Source organism: Albidovulum sp. (assembly GCF_008933605.1).
GTDB lineage: Bacteria > Pseudomonadota > Alphaproteobacteria > Rhodobacterales > Rhodobacteraceae > Albidovulum.
In genome coordinates this window covers 1-23888 of the sequence record NZ_WBUS01000021.1, presented here as the reverse complement: position 1 = coordinate 23888, position 23888 = coordinate 1, and the positions used below count along the sequence as shown (strand labels likewise).

General features: G+C 68.1%; 27 protein-coding genes. 13 read left to right on the top strand and 14 right to left on the bottom strand.

The window, feature by feature from the left end; translation table 11 throughout:
* Positions 1-117: 117 nt before the first annotated feature.
* From F9K34_RS04970 to F9K34_RS04945, 6 genes are all read left to right on the top strand, one after another.
* Positions 118-606, top strand: a complete 489-nt coding sequence (locus tag F9K34_RS04970; RefSeq protein ID WP_291335801.1) for an ester cyclase — start codon at positions 118-120, stop codon at positions 604-606.
* Between the two features lie 27 nt (positions 607-633).
* The gene (locus F9K34_RS04965) at positions 634-1788 is read left to right on the top strand and encodes an ABC transporter substrate-binding protein (protein WP_291335800.1); all 1155 of its coding nucleotides are present in this window, start codon (positions 634-636) and stop codon (positions 1786-1788) included.
* 83 nt (positions 1789-1871) lie between these two features.
* Positions 1872-2891, top strand: coding sequence for an ABC transporter ATP-binding protein (locus F9K34_RS04960; protein WP_291335799.1), 1020 nt, complete (start codon positions 1872-1874; stop codon positions 2889-2891).
* Positions 2888-3823 (top strand): ABC transporter permease, encoded by a 936-nt coding sequence (locus F9K34_RS04955; protein ID WP_291335798.1) that lies wholly within the window; start codon positions 2888-2890, stop codon positions 3821-3823. Before F9K34_RS04960 ends, F9K34_RS04955 begins: the two co-directional genes overlap by 4 nt.
* Positions 3813-4622: an ABC transporter permease gene (locus tag F9K34_RS04950; RefSeq protein WP_291335797.1), complete on the top strand. Its 810-nt coding sequence runs from the start codon at positions 3813-3815 to the stop codon at positions 4620-4622. Before F9K34_RS04955 ends, F9K34_RS04950 begins: the two co-directional genes overlap by 11 nt.
* A gap of 13 nt (positions 4623-4635) precedes the next feature.
* Positions 4636-6075: a gamma-aminobutyraldehyde dehydrogenase gene (locus tag F9K34_RS04945; RefSeq protein ID WP_436405708.1), complete on the top strand. Its 1440-nt coding sequence runs from the start codon at positions 4636-4638 to the stop codon at positions 6073-6075.
* A 3-nt stretch (positions 6076-6078) separates the two neighbouring features.
* Here the strand turns inward: F9K34_RS04945 and F9K34_RS04940 are convergent, their stop codons facing one another.
* From F9K34_RS04940 to F9K34_RS04920, 5 genes are read right to left on the bottom strand one after another with little or no spacing between them, the layout of a single operon-like run.
* Entirely contained in the window at positions 6079-6774 is a 696-nt protein-coding gene (locus tag F9K34_RS04940; RefSeq protein WP_291335796.1) for a CbiX/SirB N-terminal domain-containing protein, read from the bottom strand.
* Between the two features lie 34 nt (positions 6775-6808).
* Positions 6809-7867, bottom strand: coding sequence for a molybdenum ABC transporter ATP-binding protein (gene modC / locus F9K34_RS04935; RefSeq protein WP_291335795.1), 1059 nt, complete (start codon positions 7865-7867; stop codon positions 6809-6811).
* The gene (modB, locus tag F9K34_RS04930) at positions 7864-8535 is read right to left on the bottom strand and encodes a molybdate ABC transporter permease subunit (RefSeq protein ID WP_291335794.1); all 672 of its coding nucleotides are present in this window, start codon (positions 8533-8535) and stop codon (positions 7864-7866) included. The genes modC and modB overlap by 4 nt, the downstream gene beginning before the upstream one ends.
* On the bottom strand, positions 8532-9263 hold the full coding sequence (gene modA / locus F9K34_RS04925; RefSeq protein ID WP_291335793.1) for a molybdate ABC transporter substrate-binding protein: 732 nt from the start codon (positions 9261-9263) through the stop codon (positions 8532-8534). The genes modB and modA overlap by 4 nt, the downstream gene beginning before the upstream one ends.
* Positions 9264-9321: 58 nt before the next feature.
* Positions 9322-9693 (bottom strand): winged helix-turn-helix domain-containing protein, encoded by a 372-nt coding sequence (locus tag F9K34_RS04920; RefSeq protein ID WP_291335792.1) that lies wholly within the window; start codon positions 9691-9693, stop codon positions 9322-9324.
* A gap of 64 nt (positions 9694-9757) precedes the next feature.
* On the opposite strand from F9K34_RS04920, the gene aguB reads away from it, so the two are divergent.
* Complete coding sequence (gene aguB / locus F9K34_RS04915; protein WP_291335791.1) at positions 9758-10618, top strand: N-carbamoylputrescine amidase; 861 nt, start codon at positions 9758-9760, stop codon at positions 10616-10618.
* Here aguB and F9K34_RS04910 read toward each other — a convergent pair.
* The 6 genes from F9K34_RS04910 to F9K34_RS04885 all read right to left on the bottom strand — a co-directional run bounded on the left by F9K34_RS04910 (position 10591) and on the right by F9K34_RS04885 (position 17559).
* Entirely contained in the window at positions 10591-12024 is a 1434-nt protein-coding gene (locus tag F9K34_RS04910; protein WP_291335790.1) for an amidase, read from the bottom strand. The genes aguB and F9K34_RS04910 overlap by 28 nt on opposite strands.
* Positions 12025-12112: 88 nt before the next feature.
* Positions 12113-13138 (bottom strand): extracellular solute-binding protein, encoded by a 1026-nt coding sequence (locus F9K34_RS04905; RefSeq protein ID WP_291335789.1) that lies wholly within the window; start codon positions 13136-13138, stop codon positions 12113-12115.
* A 26-nt stretch (positions 13139-13164) separates the two neighbouring features.
* On the bottom strand, positions 13165-13968 hold the full coding sequence (locus tag F9K34_RS04900; protein ID WP_291335788.1) for an ABC transporter permease: 804 nt from the start codon (positions 13966-13968) through the stop codon (positions 13165-13167).
* Positions 13961-14869, bottom strand: a complete 909-nt coding sequence (locus F9K34_RS04895; RefSeq protein ID WP_291335787.1) for an ABC transporter permease — start codon at positions 14867-14869, stop codon at positions 13961-13963. Before F9K34_RS04895 ends, F9K34_RS04900 begins: the two co-directional genes overlap by 8 nt.
* Before the next feature lies 1 nt (position 14870).
* The gene (locus F9K34_RS04890) at positions 14871-15938 is read right to left on the bottom strand and encodes an ABC transporter ATP-binding protein (RefSeq protein WP_291335786.1); all 1068 of its coding nucleotides are present in this window, start codon (positions 15936-15938) and stop codon (positions 14871-14873) included.
* 178 nt (positions 15939-16116) lie between these two features.
* The gene (locus tag F9K34_RS04885) at positions 16117-17559 is read right to left on the bottom strand and encodes an amidase (RefSeq protein ID WP_291335785.1); all 1443 of its coding nucleotides are present in this window, start codon (positions 17557-17559) and stop codon (positions 16117-16119) included.
* Positions 17560-17710: 151 nt separating this feature from the next.
* Between F9K34_RS04885 and F9K34_RS04880 the strand changes: the two genes are divergently transcribed.
* From F9K34_RS04880 to F9K34_RS04855, 6 genes are all read left to right on the top strand, one after another.
* Positions 17711-18340: an ATP-dependent Clp protease proteolytic subunit gene (locus F9K34_RS04880; RefSeq protein WP_291335784.1), complete on the top strand. Its 630-nt coding sequence runs from the start codon at positions 17711-17713 to the stop codon at positions 18338-18340.
* Between the two features lie 133 nt (positions 18341-18473).
* Positions 18474-19745, top strand: a complete 1272-nt coding sequence (gene clpX, locus F9K34_RS04875; RefSeq protein WP_291335783.1) for an ATP-dependent Clp protease ATP-binding subunit ClpX — start codon at positions 18474-18476, stop codon at positions 19743-19745.
* A gap of 50 nt (positions 19746-19795) precedes the next feature.
* Entirely contained in the window at positions 19796-20317 is a 522-nt protein-coding gene (locus F9K34_RS04870; protein ID WP_291335782.1) for a hypothetical protein, read from the top strand.
* A 67-nt stretch (positions 20318-20384) separates the two neighbouring features.
* Positions 20385-20759, top strand: a complete 375-nt coding sequence (locus F9K34_RS04865; RefSeq protein WP_291335781.1) for an NADH:ubiquinone oxidoreductase subunit NDUFA12 — start codon at positions 20385-20387, stop codon at positions 20757-20759.
* 14 nt (positions 20760-20773) lie between these two features.
* On the top strand, positions 20774-21244 hold the full coding sequence (gene mlaD, locus F9K34_RS04860; RefSeq protein WP_291335780.1) for an outer membrane lipid asymmetry maintenance protein MlaD: 471 nt from the start codon (positions 20774-20776) through the stop codon (positions 21242-21244).
* Positions 21241-21597, top strand: a complete 357-nt coding sequence (locus F9K34_RS04855; RefSeq protein WP_291335779.1) for a DUF2155 domain-containing protein — start codon at positions 21241-21243, stop codon at positions 21595-21597. Before mlaD ends, F9K34_RS04855 begins: the two co-directional genes overlap by 4 nt.
* Here F9K34_RS04855 and aat read toward each other — a convergent pair.
* The 3 genes from aat to F9K34_RS04840 all read right to left on the bottom strand — a co-directional run.
* Positions 21561-22172, bottom strand: a complete 612-nt coding sequence (aat, locus tag F9K34_RS04850; RefSeq protein WP_436405709.1) for a leucyl/phenylalanyl-tRNA--protein transferase — start codon at positions 22170-22172, stop codon at positions 21561-21563. The two genes, F9K34_RS04855 and aat, sit on opposite strands and share 37 nt — an antisense overlap.
* A gap of 37 nt (positions 22173-22209) precedes the next feature.
* Complete coding sequence (accC, locus tag F9K34_RS04845) at positions 22210-23556, bottom strand: acetyl-CoA carboxylase biotin carboxylase subunit (RefSeq protein WP_291335777.1); 1347 nt, start codon at positions 23554-23556, stop codon at positions 22210-22212.
* 7 nt (positions 23557-23563) lie between these two features.
* Positions 23564-23888: acetyl-CoA carboxylase biotin carboxyl carrier protein (locus F9K34_RS04840; protein WP_291335776.1), on the bottom strand; the 325-nt coding region annotated here is incomplete at its 5' end.

Sequence of the window (23888 nt, the reverse complement as noted above, 5' to 3'; positions counted from 1 at the left end):
GATCGGTTTTTCCGATGACATGTATCTTTCTTTTGATATTGCGATTGATGATCCCCGGACGCACAGTCCGTTGAGGGCCGGCGCGCGAGGCGCGCCGCGTCCCTTTGGGGGGCTAACATGAACATTTCAGTATCGCACGCGCTACGCGGGGTCGCGCTGCCGGTGGCAGTGTTGTGGGGCTTTGCCGCCTCGGCGCAGGATGCGCTGTCGGTTGTCGACGGCTACCTGGCCGCGTGGAACGCGCACGACAGCGCGGCGGCGGCCGAGTTCCTCGCCGACGGTGTCGTCTACTACGACGCCTCGGTCGGCGCCCCGGTCGAGGGGCGCGACGCGGCGAAGACGCAGGTGATCGACGCGTTCATCAATGCCGCGCCGGATGCAGTCTGGACGCGCGACGCGGATGCGATCGTCAGCGACGGGGCGGTGGCCTTCGAATGGACCTTCGGCGGCACCAACAGCGGCGACTGGGCTGACGGGACCAAGGCCACGGGCAAGAGCTTCACATTCCACGGCATGTCGCTCTTCCGGGTCGAGGAGGGCAAGATCGTGCGCCAGTCCGACTATTACGACGCGCTCGGCTTCTACAAGCAACTGGGCCTGATGTAACCGGCCCGCGACAGGAGAGGTGACACGATGACGAAACGGTTCCTGATGACGACTGCGGCACTGGCGCTGGCCACGGCCGGCGCGGCCTCGGCGCAGATGACGGCGGTCGGCGACGGCGAAGGGCAGGTCGATATCGTCGCCTGGCCAGGCTACATCGAACGCGGCGAGACCGACAAGGCCTTCGACTGGGTGACCAAGTTCGAGGAGGCCACTGGCTGCAAGGTCAACATCAAGACGGCCAACACCTCGGACGAGATGGTGGCGCTGATGAACGAGGGCGGCTTCGACCTCGTGACCGCCTCCGGCGACGCCTCGCTGAGGCTCGTCGCGGGCAAGCGGGTGCAGGCGATCAACACCGACCTCATCCCCTCCTGGTCGAAGGTCGACGACCGGCTGAAAGACGCGCCCTGGTTCACCGTGGACGGCGTCCACTACGGATTGCCCTACCAGTGGGGGCCGAACGTGCTGATGTACAATACCGATGTCTTCAAGGAGGCGCCGAAGTCCTGGTCGGTCGTGTTCGAGGAGCAGAACCTGCCCGACGGCAAGTCCAACAAGGGCCGCGTGCAGGCCTATGACGGACCCATCCACGTGGCCGACGCCGCCCAGTACCTGATGGCCCACAAGCCCGAGCTTGGCATCACCTCGCCCTACGAGCTGAACGAGGACCAGTACAAGGCCGCGCTCGACCTCCTGCGCCAGCAGCGCGAGCTTGTCAGCCGCTACTGGCACGACGCCTTCATCCAGATGGACGACTTCAAGAACGAGGGCGTGGTCGCCTCCGGCTCCTGGCCCTTCCAGGTGAACCTTCTGAAGTCCGAGGGTCTGCCGATCTCCTCGACGATCCCGGAGGAGGGCGCGACCGGCTGGGCCGACACGACGATGATGCATGCCGAGGCGCCGCATCCGAACTGCGCCTACAAGTGGATGGAGCATACGCTCTCTTCGAACCTGCAATCCGACCTCTCGGTCTGGTTCGGCGCCAACCCGGTCGTGCCGGCCGCCTGCACCGACGGGTCGGGGATGCAGACCGCCGAGGGTTGCACCGCCAACGGCATGGACGATTTCGAGAAAATCCGGTTCTGGACCACGCCCGTCGCCAACTGTTCGCAGGGCGAGGGTGCCTGCGTGCCCTACTACCGCTGGGTCTCCGACTACATCGGCGTGATCGGCGGCCGCTGACCCATACCACAGTCCCGGGACCAACCGGGGCCACCACTCACTCCCCCGGCCTGGCGCCGGGGGACATTCCCCGGATATTCGCCATGACACCCGCCGTCGAGTTCCAGTCCGTCTCTCGCCACTTCGGCGCGGTGAAAGCCGTGGACCGGGTCGATCTGACCATCGCGGAGGGGTCGTTCTTCGCCATGCTCGGGCCCTCCGGCTCCGGCAAGACGACCTGCCTCAGGCTCATCTCGGGCTTCGAGATGCCGACCTCCGGCGCGGTCCGCATCTTCGGCGAGGACATGGGAATGGTGCCGCCCAACCGCCGGCACGTGAACACCGTCTTTCAGGATTACGCGCTCTTCCCGCACATGAACGTGCGCGACAACGTCGCCTACGGACTCATGGTGAAGGGCGTGGACCGGCGCAGCCGCGAGGCCAGGGCCGAGGAGATGCTGTCCCTCGTGAAGCTCGACGGATTCGGCGGCCGCAAGCCTGCGCAACTCTCCGGCGGCCAGCGGCAGCGCGTGGCGCTCGCCCGCGCGCTGGTCAACGAGCCGCGCGTGCTCCTGCTGGACGAACCCCTGGGCGCGCTTGACCTCAAGCTGCGCGAGGCGATGCAGGACGAGTTGAAGTCGCTTCAGCAACGCCTTGGAATCACGTTCGTCTTCGTGACGCATGACCAGGGCGAGGCGCTGAGCATGGCCGACCGCGTGGCCGTGTTCAACGAGGGCCGTGTGGCGCAGGTGGGCACGCCTTCCGAAATCTACGAACGCCCCGCCACGCGCTTCGTGGCGGATTTCGTCGGCTCCTCGAACGTGCTCGCGCCCGAGGTGACGGAAGCCTTCGGCGGGCCCCGGGCCTGGGCCAGCCTCCGGCCAGAGGCGATCCGCCTGGTCTCCGGAGGGCGGGTTCGCGGCACGGTCACCGGCACGCGCTATCTCGGCGCGGGCACGCGGCTCGAGGTGCGCGCCGGGGCCCTTCCGGGGCCTCCCTCGGGCGAGCATGACGGCGGGATCGCGGTTCTGGTCCCCGCCGGTGCAGCGGTTCCGGCGGTCGGCGCGGAGGTCGCGCTCGACTGGGACGCGGCGGCGCTGCACGTGATGGGGGACGGGGCATGAGCGATGCCGCCCATCCTGCACGGGGGCCGGGCGACCGGTTGACGGCGCACTTCTGGCGGCGGCCGAAGCTTCTGACGCTCCTCCTCCTCCTGCCGCCGCTCCTGTGGCTCGGCGTCGTCTACATCGGGTCGCTCGCGGCGCTCCTCCTCCAGAGCTTCTATTCCATCGACCCGTTTTCCGGCCTGGTCGTGCCGGAGTTCACGCTGAAGACCTATGGCGAGCTGCTGATCCCGTCGAACTTCGACATCATCGTCCGCACCGTGGCGATGGCGGCGGCGGTGACGCTCGCCGCGGCCATTCTGGGCTTCCCCATCGCCTTCTTCGCGGCACGCTATGCGAAGGGCCGGTGGAAGGCGGTCTTCTACCTCGGGATCATGCTGCCCCTCTGGTCGAGCTACCTCGTCAAGGTCTATGCCTGGAAGCTGATCCTCGCCAAGGAAGGGATCATCACCTGGGCGGCCGAGGGGATCGGGGCGGGCAATCTCCTCAACGCGGTGCTGGCGCTGCCGGTGATCGGCGGAAACTCCCTTTCGACGAGCTACATCGGCACGTTCCTCGTCTTTCTCTACGTCTGGCTGCCCTACATGATCCTGCCGATGCAGGCATCGCTCGAAAGGGTGCCGACCTCGATGCTCGAAGCCTCGGCCGACCTCGGTGCGAGCAATTGGCGGACGCTGCGGAGCGTGATCCTGCCGCTCGCCCTGCCGGGGGTTGTCGCCGGCTCGATCTTCACCTTCTCGCTGACGCTCGGCGACTACATCATCCCGCAGATCGTCGGCTCGTCGCGCTTCTTCATCGGCCAGGCGGTCTATTCGCTGCAGGGCACGGCGGGGAATATCCCGCTCGCGGCGGCCTTCGCGGTCGTGCCCATCGCCATCATGCTGGTCTACCTGACCATCGCGCGGAAGATGGGGGCCTTCGATGCACTCTGACGCGCGCCCGCCGCTCGCCCTCACGCTCGCCGCCATCGGCGGGCTCCTCTTCCTGCACCTGCCGATCGTGCTGATCTTCCTCTATGCCTTCACGACCGAGGACCGCAGCTACCAGTTCCCGCCGCCGGGGCTGACGACGGAGTGGTTCGCCGTCGCCTGGAACCGGGAGGACATATGGCCGCCGCTCTACCTGTCGCTGCGGGTGGCGGCGCTTTCCTCCGGCCTCGCGCTCGTCCTCGGGACGCTCTGCGCGGCGGCGATGGCGCGGGCGAGGTTCTTCGGGCGCGACACGATCTCGCTTCTCGTGGTGCTGCCGATCGCCCTGCCAGGCATCATCACCGGCATGTCGCTCAGGTCGGCCTTTGCCATCGGCGATATCCCGTTTTCCACCTTCACCATCGTCCTCGGTCACGCCACCTTCTGCATCGTCATCGTCTACAACAACGCCGTGGCGCGGTTCCGCAGGCTCGGGGCGTCGATGCTGGAAGCCTCGGCCGACCTGGGCGCGAACTCGTTCCAGACCTTCCGGCACGTGATCCTGCCGAACCTCGGTTCGGCCCTGCTCGCCGGCGGGATGCTCGCCTTCGCGCTTTCCTTCGACGAGGTGATCGTCACGACCTTCACCGCCGGTCAGCAGTCCACCCTGCCGATCTGGATGCTGAACGAGCTTGTCCGGCCCCGGCAGCGGCCGGTGACCAACGTGGTGGCGATCGTCGTCTTCGTGGCGACCTTCCTGCCGATCCTCGCAGCCTATTACCTCACCCGCGGGGCCGAAGAGACCGCGGGCGGAGGAAAGTGAAAGGGAGAGTCCCATGACCATGCAATTCGACACCGGCCTTCTCATCGGCGGCGCCATCGAGCCGGGGCAGGAGCCGGGCGAGAAGGTGCTGAACCCCCGCACCGGCGGCCTGATCCTCGACCTGCCCGAGGCGTCGACCGATCAGGTCGACCGCGCCGTGGCGGCGGCGAGGCGCGCCTTCGACGGCTGGTCGCGGACGACGCCGGCCGAGCGGTCGGCGGCGCTGCTGGCGATCGCCGACCGGATCGAGGCCGACGCCGACGCCTTCGCGGCGCTTGAGGCGCTGAACTGCGGCAAGCCGATCAACGCGGCGCGGGGCGACGAGATTCCGGCCATCGTCGACTGCTTCCGCTTCTTCGCGGGCGCGGTGCGCTGCCAGCACGGGGCGATCGCCGGCGAATACCTTGCAGGCCATACCTCGATGATCCGGCGCGATGCCGTCGGCGTCGTCGCCTCCATCGCGCCGTGGAACTATCCGCTGATGATGATGGCCTGGAAACTCGCCCCCGCCATCGGCGGCGGCAACACGGTGGTCTTCAAGCCCTCGGAGCAGACGCCGCTGACGGCGCTGAAGCTCGCGCGGGTCCTCGCCGAGGTGCTGCCCGAGGGCGTCGTGAACGTCATCCCGGGACGGGGCGAGACGGTCGGCAACCACCTCATCAACCATCGCGGAGTGGACATGATCTCGCTCACCGGCGACGTGGCGACCGGCAAGAAGATGCTGGATGCCGCGGCCAAGACGGTGAAGCGGACACATCTGGAGCTTGGCGGCAAGGCGCCGGTGGTGGTCTTCGACGACGCTGACGTCGCCGAGGTTGTCGAGGGGCTGAGGGCCTTCGGCTACTACAACGCCGGCCAGGACTGCACGGCGGCCTGCCGTATCTACGCGGGCAGGAAGATCTACGACAACCTCGTCGCCGACCTGACCGAGGCCGTCTCCTCGATTGCCCTTGGCAACGAGGACGATACGACGAACGAGATCGGCCCCCTCATCTCGCTCCGCCAGCGCGACCGGGTGGCCTCGTTCGTGGAGCGGGCGCGCGAACAGAGCCATATCGCCGTCACCACCGGCGGCGAGGTGATGGGCAACGGCGGCTTCTACTACCGGCCGACCGTGATCGCCGGCGCCAAACAGTCGGACGAGATCGTGCGGCGCGAGGTCTTCGGGCCGGTTGTCTCGATCACGCCCTTCAGCGAGGTCGATCAGGCGGTCGACTGGGCCAACGACAGCGACTACGGGCTCGCGTCCTCGGTCTGGACGAAGGACGTGGGCCGGGCGATGGCGACCGCGGCGCGGCTGCGCTACGGCTGCACCTGGATCAACACGCATTTCATGCTGGTGAACGAGATGCCGCACGGTGGCCTGAAGCAATCGGGCTACGGCAAGGACATGTCGGCCTACGCGCTCGAGGACTATACCGTCGTCCGTCACGTCATGGTGAAGCACGGCTGACGGTCAGGCCCCCGCGACGGCCTTTGCGATCAGCGCGGGCACGCGCGCGTCGGTGCCGAGCGGCGGAAGCGTGACGCCCTGGAACCCTGCCGCATGAAGCGCGGCGGGGATGTCGTCCTCCACATGGCCCCAGCGCGCGACGAAGAGGGGCAGGCAGAGTGCGTGCGGCCCCGCGCCTTCGGCCACCTCGACCAGCTCCGGCGACTCCTCGATGAAGCCGAGGCGGCTTTCGGCGAAGGGGAGCTGCACGGCGATGGCGGATTGCAGCGCGCGGGCGGCGTCGGCGGGGTAGGGGCTCCGGCCCGATCCGTGCGCGGCAAGGACCAGCACCGTGTCCTCCGCCCTCCATCCCCGCGACGCGAGCGCCTCCTGAAGGACGGTGACGGCGAGGGCGCCCGTGCCGGGCAGGAGCCCGAAGGGCGCGAGGATGCGCAGGCCGGGCACCCCCGCCTCCGCGAGGCGCCGCGGCAGAAGGCTGCGGATGAACCAGCCGTCCGCCATGAAAAGCGGAAAGACGAGCGGATCGTCTGCCCCCTGCAAGGCCGCGCGGAGGGCGTCGGGCTCGGCCAGGGTCGCCGAACGGACGTCCCAGCCGGGAAGGTTCCTGGCGACGCGGGCGGCCAAGGCGTGCATCTCGGCCTCGGGCGGTCCGGGGTCGGACGGCTGGCCATGGGCGACGATGAGCAGGGCGCGGGTCATGGGCCGAGCCTAGCCAAAGCGCCCGCCGGTGCAATCACTCCTGCGCAAGCGCCACCGATTTCACGATGGCATGGCAGACCACGCCCGGCGCGAGCCCGAGCGCCTCGGCCGAGCGCCGCGTGATCCGGGCGCGGAGCCGAGCGGCGCCGCAGCGCAGGACGACATCGGTCGAGGCGGGTCCGGCGGGTGCGAGGCTCTCGACCGCCGCGGGCAGGATGTTGAGCGCGCTGATCCCCTCGGGCCGGTCGCGCGCGATCATCACCTCGCGCGCGCGGATGAAGAGCCGCACGGTCGCACCCGGACGGCCGAGCGGCTCCGGCGTGAGGATGGTTCCGCCGGGGAAGGCGAGTTCGCAAAGCCCGTCGCCGGTCATGCCGTCCACGGTCGCCGTCAGGAGGCTGCCCGGCTCCGTCCCCTCGCCTGCGGCGATGCCGGTCGTGGCGAGGATCTCGGCGGTTGGCCCGAGGCCCGTCACGCGGCCGGCGGCAAGCGTCAGCATCTGCCCTGAGAGCCGGGCGACCTCGGCCGTGGAATGCGTCACGTAGAGGATCGGCACCTGAGCATCGTCGCGCAACTCCTCGATGAACGGCAGGATTTCCTGCCGGCGTACCTGATCGAGAGCGGAGAGCGGTTCGTCCATCAGGATGAGACGGGGAGCCGTCAGGAGCGCACGGGCGAGCGCTACGCGCTGCGCCTCGCCGCCCGAGAGCGTTGCCGGGCGCCGTGCCGCGAGGGGGGCGAGGCCGAAGCGCTCGATCATGGCTTCGACCGCCCCCGGCGGCCGCGCGCGGCGGGCGGCGTAGGCGAGGTTGCCGCGCACGTCGAGATGCGGGAAGAGCCGGGGTTGCTGGAACACCGAGGCGACGCGGCGGCGGTGCGGGGGAACGAAGCGCCGGCCGTCCTCCCAGACCTCGTCGCCGACGGCGACGCGGCCGGCGCCGCGCTCGAAGCCGGCGATGATGCGCAGGAGCGTGGACTTTCCAGCGCCGCTCGGCCCGAAGATCGCCGTGACCCCGGACAGCGGAATCATCCGGTCGATTTCCAGCGTGAAACCGGGGTGTTGCGACCGGATGTTCAGGTTCAGGTCGGTCACTCCCGCCTCCTGTCGCGGCCATTCAGGACGTAGAGCGCAAGGAGGATCAGGAACGAGAGCGCCAGCAGAATCCCGGACAAGAGATGGGCCGACGCATAGTCCAGCGTCTCCACCTCCTCGTAAATGGCGATGGAGATGACGCGTGTCTGTCCGGGGATGTTGCCGCCGACCATCAGGACCACGCCGAACTCGCCGAGCGTATGGGCGAAGGTGAGGACCGCCGCCGTCAGGTATCCTCTGACGGCGAGCGGCGCGGCCACGGTCGCAAAGGCGTCGAGCGGTCCCGCGCCGAGGCTCGCCGCCGCCTCCATCGGCGCGCGGCCGAGTGTCGTGAAGGCCGATTGCAGCGGCTGCACGGTGAAGGGAAGCGAGTAGAGGAGCGAGGCGAGGACGAGGCCGGCGAAGGAGAAGGTCAGGGTCTGGCCGGTGAGCGAGACCCAGAAGGCGCCGAGCGGCGCCGTCGGGTTGAAGGCGAGGAGCAGGTAGAAGCCGAGCACCGTCGGCGGCAGGACGAGCGGCATCGCGGTCACCGCCTCCACCGCCGGGGCGAGGCGGGACCGGGTGCGCGCGAGCCACCAGGCCAGCGGCGTTCCGATCACTAGAAGGAGCGCGGTAACGACCGCCGCGAGCTTCAGTGTCAGCCAGAGGGGTGCGAGATCAGCCGTCATTCGCCTGCGACATATCCGAACCGCTCGATCACCGGGCGGGCGGCATCGGACCTCAGGTAGTCGAGGAAGGCGCGGGCCGCGGCATTGTCCTTTCCATGCGCGAGCAGGATCGCATCCTGGTGGATCGGCGCATGATGATCCGCCGGCACCGGCCAGGAGGCGCCGCCTGCATCGACAAGGCCGGAGGCCGCGACGAAGCCGACGTCGGCCGCGCCCGAGGCGACGAGCGTCTGGGTCTGGCCGATGTTCTCGCCCGTGACCGCCTTGTCCAGCACATCCTGAACCTGCATGAAATCAATCGTTTCCATGGCAGCCTTGCCGTAAGGCGCAAGGTCCGGGTTGGCGATCGCGACATGGGTCGCGGCGCGGAGCGCCGCCACGGGATCGGACAGGTCCGCGGCTGGATCGGCGGACCAGAGAACGAGCCGTCCCGTCGCATAGGTGAAGCTGGTTGTCGCATCGGCATGCCCCGCGGCGGCGAGGCGAGCCGGCGTGGCGGTGTCGGCGGACAGGAAGGCATCGAACGGGGCGCCTGCCTCGATCTGGGCCGCGAGCTTTGCGGTCGCGGCCGCACTTACCGAGATCTCGTGCCCGGAGGCCGCCTGGAAGTCCACGGCGAGGGCTTCGGCGACCGGCCGGAAGTTGGTGGCGACAGCGACGAGCGCGGTTTCGGCCCGCGCAGGGGCGGCAGCCAGGGCGGCGAGGCAGAGCGTTAGAAGCAGGCGCATTTCATGACTACGTTATGTCTGAGCGGAGATAACGGAAGAATCGCATGGCAGGCAAGCGCTATTTCCGTTCGGGAATATCGGCCAAGACTTCCAGTTCCGTGATCTCCCCGGCCATCGCCGCCGCGCCCTTCGCCTGCATCTGGCGGTAGAGCGCGAGGACGCGCGCGCCGGCCTCGGTCAGTTCCGCGCCGCCGTGGCCCGCGCCGCCGCGGCTCGCGCGCACGAGCGGCTCGCGGAACATCGCGTTCAGGTTCTCCACCAGCCCCCAGGCGCGCTTGTAGCTCATGCCCATCCTGCGCCCCGCGGCCGAGATCGAACCGGTCGCGGCGATACCCTCGAGCAGGTCCGCCTTGCCGGGGCCGAGCCAGTCGCCGCGGCCGCCCATGACGAGTCGTATCTTCAGGCTGGAACGGGGCGGGGGCACGGCCATGGTCTTTCGAATCCTCGGAGACTTCGACAGGATAGGCGCCGGCCAACGTGGAAAGGAAGCCGTCATGCGGAACGTCACGGTCGCGGTCACTCAATTCGCCTGCACCTGGGACCTGCCGGCCAATCTCGACCGGGCGGAGGCACTCGTGCGGCGCGCGGCGGGCAAGGGAGCGCAGGTGATCCTCCTGCAGGAGCTTTTCGCCACGCCCTACTTCTGCATCACCGAGGAGCCGCGACACCTCGCGCTTGCCGCGCCGATGGAGGACCACCCGGTCGTCGCCCGCTTCGCGGCGCTCGCGCGCGACCTGGGGGTCGTCCTGCCGGTCTCGGTCTTCGAACGCGCGGGCGAGGCGCATTTCAACTCTGTCGCCATGGTCGATGCGGACGGGGCGATCCTCGGCACCTACCGCAAGAGCCACATCCCGCAAGGTCCCGGCTACGAAGAAAAATACTACTTCACCCCCGGCGACGGCGGGTTCCGTGTCTGGGACACGGCCTTCGGCCGCGTCGGGGTCGGCATCTGCTGGGACCAGTGGTTCCCCGAGGCGGCGCGCGCAATGGCGCTCATGGGTGCCGAGATGCTTCTCTACCCGACCGCGATCGGGTCGGAGCCGCCTGCGCCGGACTACGACAGCCAGCCGCACTGGGAAATGGTCATGCGCGGCCACGCGGCGGCGAACATCCTGCCGGTCGCGGCCTCGAACCGGATCGGCCGCGAGGTGCAGGAGGGGCGCGAGGTGACGTTCTACGGCACCTCCTTCGTCGCCGACCAGACCGGCCAGATGGTCACGCAAGCCGACCGTGTATCGGAGGACGTGTGGCTTGCGAGCTTCGACCTCGACGCCATCCGCGACCTCAGGCGCAGCTGGGGCCTCTTCCGCGACCGGCGGCCGGAGCTTTACGGGGCGCTGGGGGGCTTCGGCTGAAGCGGCGGCGGGCGGCGGCCGGGCCAGTCGGTGGCGCGGTGGTAGGCCTCGCCAAGTCCGAGAATCGCGGCATCGGCGCCTGTCGGCCCGAAGAGCTGGAGACCCGTCGGCAGGCCGCTGTCCGAAAACCCGGCCGGCAGGGCGAGGCAGGGCAGGCCGATCAGGCTCACCGGCACGACGACCTCCATCCAGCGGTGGTAGGTGTCCATCTTCCGCCCGGCGATCTCGGCGGGCCAGCGCCATTCGACCGGGAAGGGCCAGACCTGCGCCGCGGGCAGGGCCAGCGCGTCGAAACCGGCAAGCAGCCGCGCCGCCCGACGATACCAGCGTGAACGAGTGAGGCTCGCCGCGTAGAATTCCGCCATGGTGACGGTCGTGCCCTGGTCGATCTCCCAGAGCGTCTCGGGCTTCGTCAGCGCGCGCTTCGCCGGATCGGCGGCGATATCGCGCTTGGCGCCCGCATTCAGCCCGGCGCGCAGCGTGATCCAGGCGGACCAGAGCGCCTCGGCCGGAAAGGGTGGGGCAACCGGCTCGACGATGGCGCCGAGCGCCTCGAAGACCTTCAGTGCCGCCTCGCAGGTCTCGAGGACTCCCGGCTCCATCGAATAGGCGCCGCCCCAGTCGCCGAGCCAGCCGATCCGCCTGCCCTTCAGCGCGTCGCCGAAGCGCGCGGCGAAATCCTCCGACGGCCGGCCGAAGGGCGCCTCGGGGTTGGGCCCCGAGAGGACGGAGAGGAGGAGCGCGAGGTCGCCCGGCGTCCGCGCCATCGGCCCCTCGGTCGCCAGGGTGGACAGGAAGGTGTCGCCGTCCGCGTCCTGCGGCACGAGGCCCCAGGACGGGCGGAACCCGTAGACGTTGCAGAAGGCGGCGGGGTTCCGCAGCGAACCCATCATGTCCGATCCGTCGGCGAGCGGCACCATCCGCGCCGCCAGCGCCGCCGCCGCGCCGCCCGAGGATCCGCCCGCGCTTCGGGTCAGGTCGTAGGGGTTCCGCGTGGCCCCGAAGACCGGGTTGAACGTGTGCGATCCATGGCCCCATTCCGGCGTGTTGGTCTTGCCGATCAGGATCGCCCCCGCGCCGCGCATCCGCGCCGCCACGAGGTCGTCGGCCGCCGGCACATGGTTGGCATGGAGGGGCGAGCCGAAGGTCGTCCGCATCCGCTTCGTTGCCACCAGGTCCTTGACCGCGACGGGCAGGCCCCAGAGCGGCCCGTCGGGCCCAGCCCGGTCCGCCGCCCCCGCCTCAGCCAGAAGCTCCGCGCGGGGCCGCAGCGTGACGATGGCGTTGACGGCCGGGTTGACCTCCTCGATCCGGTCGAGGAAGGCCACCATTACCGTGCGCGCGCTCAGGCGGCCGCCCCGCAAGGCCCGCGCAAGCTCGCAGGCCGGAACACTGGTCACGTCCATCTGTCGGGGCTTCGTTGTTGCGCGGGCGAGCCGGGGGAGCCGGGGGGCAATGCCCCCCGGCGGTTCGGGCGCCCGAGCGCCCGGAACCTCACTTCTGCAGCTCGGTCCAGATCGCCGTGTAGTATTCCTGCGCCTTTGGCGAGCAGGTCGGCAGGAACTTGCCCGCGGCCCTGAACTCCTCGGGCACGACGATCTCGGGCGCCGTCTTCATGTCTTCCGGCATGAAGGCGTCCGATCCCGAGATCCCGTTGGCATAGCGCGCGAAGGCCGAGATCAGCGCCGCGTTCTCCGGTACCATGATGAAGTCGAGGAACTTGTAGGCTTCCTCCACGTTCGTGGCGTCCTTGAGCAGCATCACCTGGTCCATCCACAGCGGATAGCCCTCCTTCGGATAGCCGTAGACCACGTCTGGGTTGGCAAGCCGCGCGCGGAAGATCGCGCCGTTCCAGTAGACCGAGGCCATGACATCGTTCGCTGCCATCTTCTCGGTCATGCCGTAGTCCATGGACTGCCAATTGGGCTTGGCTTCCAGCAGCTTGTCGCGGACCTTCTTCAGCACCTCGGTATCCTCGGTGCAGGGCTCGCCCCCCATGTACATGATGGCGAGCGACAGGACGTCGTTCATCTCGGGCGTCACGTTGACCTTGCCGACCAGTTCCGGCGGTGTGTCCATGAAGATGGCCGAGGTGTTGATATCGCCCGAGTAGGCAGTCTTGTTGACGGCCACGCCGGTCGAGCCCCACTGCCACGGGATGGAGAACTTGCGGCCCGGATCGTAGGCCACGTCCATCCACTCCGGCGCGATGTTGCCGTGGTTCGCGAGCTTCGACAGGTCCAGCTCCTGCACGAGTCCCTTCTCGACATAGATCTGCACGTAGTTCGCCGAGGGCACGACAAGGTCGAAGCCGGCGCCACCCGCCTCGATCTTGGCGAGCGCGGTGTCGTTCGAATCGTAGTCGGTGATCGTGACCTTGATCCCGGTCTCCGCCTCGAACTTCTTGATGAGCTCGGGGTTCGTGTAGTCGCCCCAGTTGAAGAGCTGGAGCTCGCCTTCGGCGAAGGCCGCGCCGGCCGTGCCGAGGAGCAGGGCGAGGGCGGAAAGGTGCATCTTCATGGTGGTCTCCCTGGTTCAGTGGTTTTTCATGACTTCTTCCGCGTGAGCAGGAAGAAGGTGGTCAGAAGCACGACCGTCAGGCACAGGAGCACCGTCGAGATCGCGTTCACCTCGCCCGTCACCTGGCGGCGGATCTGGCCGAGGAGGTAGGTCGGCAGCGTATCCTGCCCTGCCGATTTGACAAAGAGCGTGATCACCACATCGTCGAGCGATGTCACGAAGGCGAGCATGAAGCCCGCGAGGATGCCGGGCGCCATCAGCGGCAGCGTCACGTGGCGGAAGGCACGCCAGCGCGTCGCGTAGAGGTCGGCCGCGGCCGTCTCCAGCGTCATGTCCATCCCTTCCAGCCGGGCGCGGATCGGCAGGTAGGCGAAGGGGATGCAGAAGGCGGTATGGGCCAGGATCAGGTAGCCGAGTCCCTGGTAGCCCGTCGCCACCTTGATCGTCGCGAAGAAGATCAGAAGCGCCACCGCGGTGACGATCTCGGGCACCATGAGGGGCTGGTTGATCGCGACATAGACGGCGGTCTGGCCGCGGAAGGGCTTCTTCCGTGTGGTGGCGAGCGCCACCATCGTCGCGGCGATCGTGGCCACCGAAGCCGCCGTGGTGGCGATGATGAGCGAGCGGAACGTTGCATCCTTCACTTGGGCGTTGGCCCAGGCGCGTTCGTACCAGCGCAGCGAGGTGCCTTCCCAGATCGCGATCGAGTCGCCGGCGTTGAAGGAATAGACGACGAGCATGGCGATTGGTGCGTAGAGCGCCACGAAGACGGCGATCGCCACGCCGTTGAAGCCCGGCAGGCGGGTGACGGTGAAGACGCTCCTAGCCATGGCCGTTCTCCCGGTTGGCGAACTTCACGTAGACTAGCAGAGCGGCTGTCACGACGAGGAGGAGCACGACCGAAAGCGCGGCGCCGAGGGGCCAGTTGCGTCCCTGCCCGAACTGCAGCTCGATGAAATTGCCGATCATCATGTTGCGGCCGCCGCCGAGGATGCGCGGGGTCACATAGGCGCCGAGCGAGGGGATGAAGACGAGAATCGAGCCGGCGACGATCCCCGGCTTCACGATCGGGAAGATGATCCGTCTCAGCACCGCCATCCGGCTTGCATAGAGATCGTAGGCGGCTTCCAGCAGCCGGTGGTCGAAGCGGTCGATCGAGGCATAGAGCGGAAGCACCATGAGGGGCAGGTACACGTAGGTCATGCCGATGAAGACCGCCGTGTCGGTGTAGATCAGGTTGAGTGGCGTCGAGATGAGCCCGAGCTTCAGGAGGATGGTGTTCAGCAGCCCTTCGGTCCGGATGATCTGGTTGATCGCGAAGGTGCGGATCAGGAGGTTGGTCCAGAACGGGATCGTGATCAGGAAGAGCCAGAAGGGCCGCCAGCGCGCCGGCCGCGTCGCGATGAACCAGGCCGTCGGGAAGCCCACGACGAAGGCGAAGACCGTGGTCAGGAACGAAAGCTTCACCGACCGCCAGAAGATCGTCAGATGCGCGTCGGCGAGCTTCAGCGTCTCGTCGAAGATGTCCTTGGTGAAGAGGATTCCGCGCCAGGCATCGGTCGAGAAGACCCACTCGACGTTGCCGTATCTTCCTGGCGTCAGGAAGGAATAGACAAGCATGATGAAGAGCGGACCGATGGCCCCGACTGCAAGCAGGAGGAGCGCGGGGAGGCTGAGAAGCCAGCTGCGCCGGACCTGCTCTCGCTCGCGTCGGGCTTCGGCGAGGCTCATCTCAGTCCTCCAGCACCTGGGCCGCCGCTGGCGCGAAGCTCACGCCGAGGACTTCGCCGGGCTTCGGTCCATCGGTGCTGTCCGCGTCGGTCGGCTGGCGGACGACGATCTCCGTCCCGTCGATCAGCTTCAGGTGGATGTGGCTGTCGGTGCCGAAATAGACCGCATGGCTGACAGTTGCCATGAGCGCCCCGGCCATGCCCCGCGGGACGAGTCGCATGTGTTCGGGCCGGATCGCGATCGTGACATCGCCATCCGCGGCGGGGCGGGACAGGGGGACTTCGACGCCGCCCCCGAAGACCGCCTTGCCGCCCCGCACCCGGGCCGAAAGGAAATTGGTCTCGCCGATGAAGTCGGCGACAAAGCGGTTCGTCGGGTGGGCGTAGATCTCGCGCGGGGTGCCGATCTGGAGGATGCGGCCACCGGACATGACGCCGATCCTGTCAGACATCGTCAGCGCCTCCTCCTGGTCATGCGTCACGAAGACGAAGGTGATGCCGGTTTCCAGTTGCAGCCGCTTCAGTTCGCCCTGCATCTCCTTCCTGAGCTTCAGGTCGAGCGCCGAGAGCGGCTCGTCGAGGAGAAGGACCTTCGGCCGCGGCGCGAGCGCACGGGCCAGCGCCACACGCTGCTGCTGGCCACCCGAGAGCTGAGAGGTCTTGCGCCCCGCCATCTGGTCGAGCTTCACGAGCGCGAGCATTTCGGCCGTCCGCGCCGCGACCTCGCCCTTCGCCCGGCCGAGCATCTCGAGCCCGAAAGCGACGTTCTGCGCGACCGTGAGGTGGGGAAAGAGCGCGTAGCTCTGAAAGACGGTGTTCACCGGGCGGCGGTTCGGCGGCAGGTCCGACACGTCCTCGCCGTCGATCAGGATCGCGCCGGAGGTCGGAGTGTCGAACCCGGCGATGAGCCTGAGGAGCGTGGTCTTGCCGCAGCCCGACGGGCCGAGCAGGGTGAAGAACTCGCCCTTGCGGATCGCCACCGACACGGTGTCGAGCGCGCGGACCGTCGCTTCTCCCTGACCGAATTCCTTGACTGCGTTGCGTGCCTCGACGGCAGGTGCCTCGGTCACGTCGTCATCCCTTCCCCGCTGGTCGCCTTTGTTTGATCATTTTCGGGTCGGCGCCCTCGTTCGGGCAGATGGTCGGCGAAGCGCACATTTGCTGTCAAACGATTCCTCCATTCTTTCGCCGGCGCAGTGGCCGGCCTGCGGCATGATCAAACGCGGACCGCACCCGCGGGAGGGGCGATCACGGTCGCGCCGGCACGGGTCGTCGCGTCCCCCAGGGCGCGGCCCTCTCCACCTCGGCCGAAAGCGCGATCAGGTCTTCGTCCGCGCCGAAGCCTGCGGCGAGATGGACGCCCAGGGGAAGGCCGTCGGCGGTCCAGTGCAGCGGCAGCGAGACGGCGGGCTGGCCCGAGGCGTTGAAGGCGGCGCAGAAGGGCGAGTAGTCGAAGACCATGCCCGGCCCCAGGCGGTAGTCTTCGTAGCCCTTGCCGGAATGTGCGAACCGCCCGATCTCGGCAGGAGGCTCGGCCAGCGTCGCCGTCAGGAGGATGTCCCAGTCCGCGAAGAACGCCGCCATCTCGCGCCCGTAGGCGTGGATCTTGCCGACCGCGTCGAGATAGTCGGCGCCCGAGATTCCCTCGGCATAGGTGATGGCGGAGCGGGCCACGTCCTCGATGTCGCCCGGGGCGAGGTCGCGGCCTTTCGCGATGAGCGCCTTGCGCACGGAAAGGGCTGTGCCGCAGCCGACGATCTTCGTCCAGGCGGCCATCATGCCCCTTGTGTCGGCCGCGGGGCGGGCCGGCTCCACCATGTGGCCGAGGCTTTCGAGAAGCCGCGCCGCAGAATGGACCGCTGTGCGGCAGTCCGCGTGGATCGCCGAGCCCGTCAGGGTGGTGTCGCAGAGCGCGATCCGCATGCGGCGCGGCGGGCGCGCGATGGCGGCGACATGGCCCGCGCCGAGAGGCGGCGCCCAGTAGGGCGCCCCGAGGTCTGCCCCCGCGCAGGCGTCGAGAAGGACCGCGGTGTCGCGCACCGATCGGGTCAGAAAGCCGTCGATCGCCATCCCCGCCCAGCCCTCGCCCGCATAGGGTCCGTCTGGCAGGCGTGCCCGGGTGGGCTTCATCCCGAAAAGCCCGCATGAGGAGGCCGGGATGCGGACCGATCCGCCCCCGTCCGAACCGTGCGCCGCCGGCACGATCCGCGCCGCCACGGCCGCGCCCGACCCGCCGGAGGATCCCCCCGGCGTGCGGCCGGTGTTCCAGGGGTTGCGCGTCGGCCCGCCATAGACGGCTGCCTCGGTCGCCGGCCCCACCCCGCCCTCGGGCGACGTGGTCCGCCCGAAGGTGACGACCCCCGTGGCGCGGATACGCTCGAAGATCGCGCTGTCGCGGCCGTAGGTGGTGTTCGCCAGCAGCCGCGAGCCGTTGTGCGAGGGGAAATCGACGGCCTCGCAGCCGAGGTCCTTGATCAGGAACGGCACGCCCCTAAGGGGCCCCTCGGGCAGGCCCGCGGCGATGGAGGCACGCGCCTTCGCCTCCTGCATCAGCACCACGGCATTCAGCGCGGGGTTGCGCGCCGCGACCCGCGCGAGCGCCTCGTCCAGAAGTTCGGCGGGCGAGACGGCGCCCTTCGCAACCTCCGCGGCCATCGCCACGGCGTCCCAGTCGTCGTATTCCGTGATCATCGGCCCCTCCCGGCGCATCCTGGGCCAGATAGCCACGCGCGGACGGGTTTCGTCCAGACCCGCCCTTGCGGCCAAAGGTGCGCGTCACTAAGACAAGGGTAAGTTTCGAGGCATAAGCATCTCACCCGGGAACAGCGACAGGCGGACGACGATGAAAGACCCTTATGACATCTACATGAACACGCTCGTGCCGATGGTCGTCGAACAGACCTCGCGCGGGGAGCGGGCCTATGACATCTATTCGCGGCTCCTCAAGGAGCGGATCATCTTCCTCGCCGGCCCCGTCCATGACGGGATGTCGACGCTGATCTGCGCCCAGCTCCTGTTCCTCGAGGCGGAGAATCCCTCGAAGGAAATCGCCATGTACATCAACTCGCCCGGCGGCGTGGTGACGAGCGGTCTCTCGATCTACGACACGATGCAGTACATCCGGCCGAAGGTCTCGACGCTGGTCATCGGCCAGGCGGCCTCGATGGGCTCGCTCCTCCTGACGGCGGGGGAGAAGGGGATGCGCTTCTCGCTCCCAAACAGCCGGATCATGGTCCATCAGCCCTCGGGCGGCTACCAGGGCCAGGCGACGGACATCATGATCCACGCCCAGGAGACGCAGAAGCTGAAGGACCGGCTGAACGACATCTACCACAAGCACACCGGCCAGCCGATCAAGAAGGTCGAGGCGGCGCTCGAGCGCGACAACTTCATGTCGCCCGAGGACGCCAGGGACTGGGGGCTGATCGACGAGATCCTTTCGGCGCGTCCGGGCGAAGAGACGAAGGCGTGAGGCCGGGCGCCCGCAAGCGTGAACGCGCGGCGGGCGATTTGGCATTGTGGTGACGGGGGGGCTGCCCTAATCTTGTCGAAAAGGGCAGCCACAACGATCCGACGGATATGCGAACGGGCCGCAGAGGGTGACGATGGCGACGAACCAAGGCAGCGACAGCAAGAACACTCTCTACTGCTCCTTCTGCGGAAAGAGCCAGCATGAGGTGCGCAAGCTGATCGCCGGTCCGACCGTGTTCATCTGCGATGAATGCGTCGAGCTCTGCATGGACATCATCCGGGAAGAAACGAAGACCACCGGCCTGAAGTCCGCCGACGGGGTGCCAACCCCGCGCGACATCTGCAAGGTGCTCGACGACTACGTGATCGGCCAGGAGCATGCCAAGCGCGTGCTCTCCGTTGCGGTCCACAACCATTACAAGCGTCTCAACCACGCGTCGAAATCGTCGGACATCGAACTGGCGAAGTCGAACATCCTGCTCATTGGCCCGACCGGCTGCGGCAAGACGCTGCTGGCGCAGACGCTCGCCCGCATCCTCGACGTGCCCTTCACCATGGCCGACGCGACGACGCTGACCGAGGCGGGCTATGTCGGCGAGGACGTGGAAAACATCATCCTGAAGCTTCTCCAGGCCTCGGAATACAACGTCGAACGCGCGCAGCGCGGCATCGTCTATATCGACGAGGTCGACAAGATCACGCGCAAGTCCGACAACCCCTCGATCACCCGCGACGTGTCCGGCGAGGGCGTGCAGCAGGCGCTTCTGAAGATCATGGAGGGCACCGTCGCCTCCGTTCCGCCGCAGGGCGGGCGCAAGCATCCGCAGCAGGAGTTCCTGCAGGTGGACACGACGAACATCCTCTTCATCTGCGGCGGCGCCTTCGCGGGTCTTGAGAAGATCATCGCACAACGCGGCAAGGGTTCGGCCATCGGCTTCGGCGCCGAGGTCAAGGACCCCGAGGCGCGCGGCGCGGGCGAACTCTTCAGGGAGCTTGAGCCCGAGGACCTCTTGAAGTTCGGCCTCATCCCCGAATTCGTCGGCCGCCTGCCGGTGATCGCGACGCTGACCGACCTCGACGAGTCGGCGCTGGTGACGATCCTGACGGAGCCGAAGAACGCGCTCGTGAAGCAGTACCAGCGGCTCTTCGACCTTGAAGGGGTGAAGCTGACCTTCACCGCCGACGCGCTGACCGCCATCGCCAAGCGCGCGATCAAGCGCAAGACCGGCGCGCGGGGCCTGCGCTCGATCATGGAGGACATCCTCCTGGATACCATGTTCGAACTCCCCGGCCTGACCTCGGTCGAGGAAGTCGTGGTGAACGAGGAAGCGGTCGACAACGGCGCCAAGCCGCTCCTCATCCACGCCGACACCAAGAAGAGCGAGAAGACCGCGACGGCGGGATGAGCGGGCTCGGCGCGATCGAGCCTGCTCCGCGCTCGGCCCTGTGACGGAAGGTGGTCCGTCTGCTTGTGATTGCCGTGCTTCCGCTGGCCTTCTGGGCCATCTTTTCGGCGAGCCCGCAGATCATCCATGAATTGATGGCGCAGACCGGCGCCCGACAGGTTTCACATGGTTACACCGAACAGCTGTTCGACGGCGTCCTTTCCTTCGAGGAGGTGCTGAGCAGCCGCTATTCGGACCATGCCCGGGGCGAGAGCTGCCAGCACGCGTTCGTGCGGCTTGGCGCGGATGCTCCGTCCAGGCCGCCGCGCGCCGCCCTGCGGCGCAACCGTGACCTTCGCTTCGGCGGCGTCTGGCGCCTGACGCCGGTCGCCTTTGCCGACACCGCCGCCTTCGCCCCCGTGGAGCGTTGCGTGGCCTATGTGGGCCCGACGCTTTCGGCCGAGATCGGACGCGTGCTAAGGGAGCCGGGGGCCCATTACTACCGCGATCTCACCGACGGGACGCTGCACATCTACGCCCCTGCGGCGCGTCTCGCCGGTCGGGTGCGCATTGCTCCCGAAGGGCGGCCATGACCCCCGTCTCCTCTGGACCTCGCCAGCCCCTGCGCTATAAGGGGGCAGCATTGCCCGGAGGTGCCCGATGAATTTCCTGCTTCGCCTGCTCACCTGGTGGAACGGCCAGACGCTCGGCACCCAGATCTTCACCGCGCGCCGGGGCGTGAAGGTGGGCGAGGACGAGCAGGGCAACATCTTCTACCAGACCCGCGACGGCAAGCGCCGCTGGGTCATCTACAACGGCGAATCCGAGGCCTCGCGCGTCAGCCCCGACTGGCACGGCTGGCTGCACTTCACCTGGGACGAGCCGCCGACCAAGGCCGCGCTGAAGCACAGGGCATGGGAAAAGCCGCATCACGAGAACCTGACCGGGACCGCGCTTGCCTATGCGCCGTCAGGCTCGCTGCGCCAGGTCCGCCCGGCGGAGCGGCGCGACTACGAGGCGTGGAGCCCCGAATAGGAAGCCCGACTGACATGGCCGAAAGCGTCACAGAGGTTCTGACCGGTGCTGGTGTCCTAGCCGCGGCAGTGGGATTTCTCGTCTATGCCACGGGCGGCGAGGGGCTCACGCGCGCAACCGACAGCTACCAGCTGACGGCGAGTTTCCGCTCGGTCGAGGGGATCACCGTCGGCACCGACGTGCGCATGGCGGGCGTCAAGGTCGGCACTGTCACCGACCTCGCGCTCAACCCCAAGACCTTCTTCGCCGATGCGAAGGTGACGGTGCGGAACGGCGTCGCCGTGCCGGACGACAGCACCATCGTGATCGCCTCCGAGGGGCTTCTCGGCGGCGCCTTCGTGGAAATCCTTCCCGGTGGCAGCCCCGACGATCTCGCGCCCGGGGCAGAGATCGAGGACACGCAAGGAGCCGTAAGCGTGATCGCGCTTCTGATGAAGTTCGTGGGCGCCGCAGCGGGCGACGGCACCGAGACGACCGCACCATGAGGCATGTCCTGGCGCTCGTCCTCGCGCTTGCGGGCGCAGGCGTGTCGGCGGAAGAGGTCACCAGCGCGCCGGGTGCGCTCCTCCGGGCGCTCGATAAGGTTTCGGGCGAGACGACCGACCTCGAGGTGGCACGGGGGGCCACCGTGCCGTTCGGGCGCCTTGCCGTAACCCTTTCCGATTGCCGCTACCCGGTCGCCGACCCCTCGGCGAACGCCTATGCGCACCTGACCATCGTGGACACCGCAACCGGGGCCGCCGCCTTCGACGGATGGATGGTCGCGGCAAGCCCCGCGCTCTCGGCACTCGACGATCCGCGCTACGACGTCTGGGTCATCCGCTGCAGGAGCGAGTGAGGGTCGGGCACTTCCGGCAACGTGAAATCGGCCTCCCGCGCGAGCGCCGCCGCGAGGAGCGCGTGATAGGCGGCGCGCGGAATCTCGATGGCGCCGAGCGAGGCGAGATGCGGCGTCAGGAACTGCGCGTCGAAGAGCGTGAATCCTGCCTGTCTCAGCCGGTCCACCAGGTATGCCAGCGCGATCTTCGAGGCATCGGTGCGGGTGGAGAACATGCTTTCGCCGAAGAAGGCGGCGCCCAGCGTGACGCCGAAGACGCCGCCGGTCAGGCCGCCGTCCTGCCAGACCTCGAGCGCATGCGCGTGGCCCGTCGCGTGCAGCCGGTCGTAGACCGACAGAAGCGGCGCGTTGATCCAGGTCTCAGGGCGCGACGCGCAGGATCGCACGACATCTGAAAAGGCGCTGTCTGTTCGAATTGTATAATTTTTCCTGCGGATAGATCGCGAAAGCGATCTGGAAATGTGGAATCTGTCCAGCGGAAGGATACCTCGCCGGCGCGGATCGACCCAATGCAGGTGCGCTTCGTCGCGCGACTCCGCCATGGGAAAGATGCCCCGGGCATAGCCCGCGAGCATCATCTCGGGGGTCAGCATGGCCGCCGGGGCCGCCGGCTCACCCGAACGTGCGGGCAAGCCACTTTTCGAGCCAGTGGATCGAATAGTTGCCGGTCTGGATGTCCTCTTCCGCGAGAAGCGCATGGAAGAGCGGGATGGTCGTGTCCACCCCGTCCACGATCAGTTCGCTCAGGGCGCGCTTCAGCCGCATCAGCGCCTCCGGCCGGTCGCGGCCGTGGACGATGAGCTTGCCGATCAGGCTGTCGTAGTAGGGCGGGATCGTGTAGCCGTCGTAGAGGGCCGAATCCATCCGCACGCCCAGCCCCCCCGGCGCATGGTAATGCGTGATCTTGCCCGGACAGGGTGCGAAGTTCGGCAGTTTCTCGGCGTTGATCCTGACCTCGATGGCATGGCCGTTGATCAGAAGGTCGTCCTGGGTGAACGACAGGGGATAGCCGTCCGCGACGCGGATCTGCTCGCGCACCAGATCGACGCCGAAGATCGCCTCGGTCACCGGATGCTCGACCTGCAGGCGCGTGTTCATCTCGATGAAGTAGAATTCGCCGTCCTCATAGAGGAACTCGATCGTACCAGCGCCGATGTAGTTGATCTTCGCCACCGCCTCGGCGCAGACTCGCCCGATCTCGGCGCGCTTCTGCGGGGTGATGACGGGGCCCGGGGCTTCCTCGAAGACCTTCTGGTGGCGTCGTTGCAGCGAGCAGTCGCGCTCTCCCAGATGCACCGCATGGCCCTTGCCGTCGCCGAAGACCTGGATTTCGATGTGGCGGGGGCGCTGGAGGTATTTCTCGAGATAGACCTCGTCGTTGCCGAAGGCGGCCTTGGCCTCGGCGCGGGCGGTGCGGAAGGCCGATTCCAGCCCCGCCTCGTCGACCGCCACCTTCATGCCGCGCCCGCCGCCGCCGGCGGTGGCCTTGATGATCACCGGGTAGCCGATCTCCAGCGCCACGCGCTTGGCCGCCGCAAGGTCCGGCACGCCGCCGTCGGAGCCGGGCACCACCGGAATCCCCAGGGACTTCGCCGTTTCCTTCGCGGTGATCTTGTCGCCCATGATGCGGATATGCTCCGCCGTCGGGCCGATGAAGGTGATGCCGTGATCCTCGAGCGCCTGCACGAAGGTGGCGTTCTCGCTGAGGAAGCCGTAGCCCGGATGGATCGCCTGCGCCCCGGTAATCTCGCAGGCCGAGATGATCGCGGGGATGGAGAGGTAGCTTTGCGCCGAGGGGTTCGGGCCGATGCACACCGACTCGTCGGCCATGCGCACATGCATGGCGTCCGCGTCCGCGGTGGAATGCACCGCGACGGAACGGATGCCCATCTCGCGGCAGGCGCGGATCACGCGGAGCGCGATCTCGCCCCGGTTCGCGACGAGGATTTTCTCGAACATCGCGCCCTCACTCGATGATGAGAAGCGGCGCGCCGTATTCGACGGGGCTGCCATCCTCGACGAGGATGCGCCGGACGGTCCCGCCCCGCGGCGCGGGAATGTGGTTCATCGTCTTCATCGCCTCGATGATGAGGAGCGTCTGGCCCTCCTTCACCTGCGCGCCGACGGTCACGAAGGCTTCGGCCCCCGGCTCCGGCGAGAGGTAGGCGGTCCCCACCATGGGCGAGGTCACGGCGCCGGGATGGCTCGCCGGGTCGGCTGCGGCGCCTGCGGGCGAAGCGGCGGACGCCGCCGGGGCAGGAGCTGCCGGGGCCACCGGAGCCGCGGTGGCG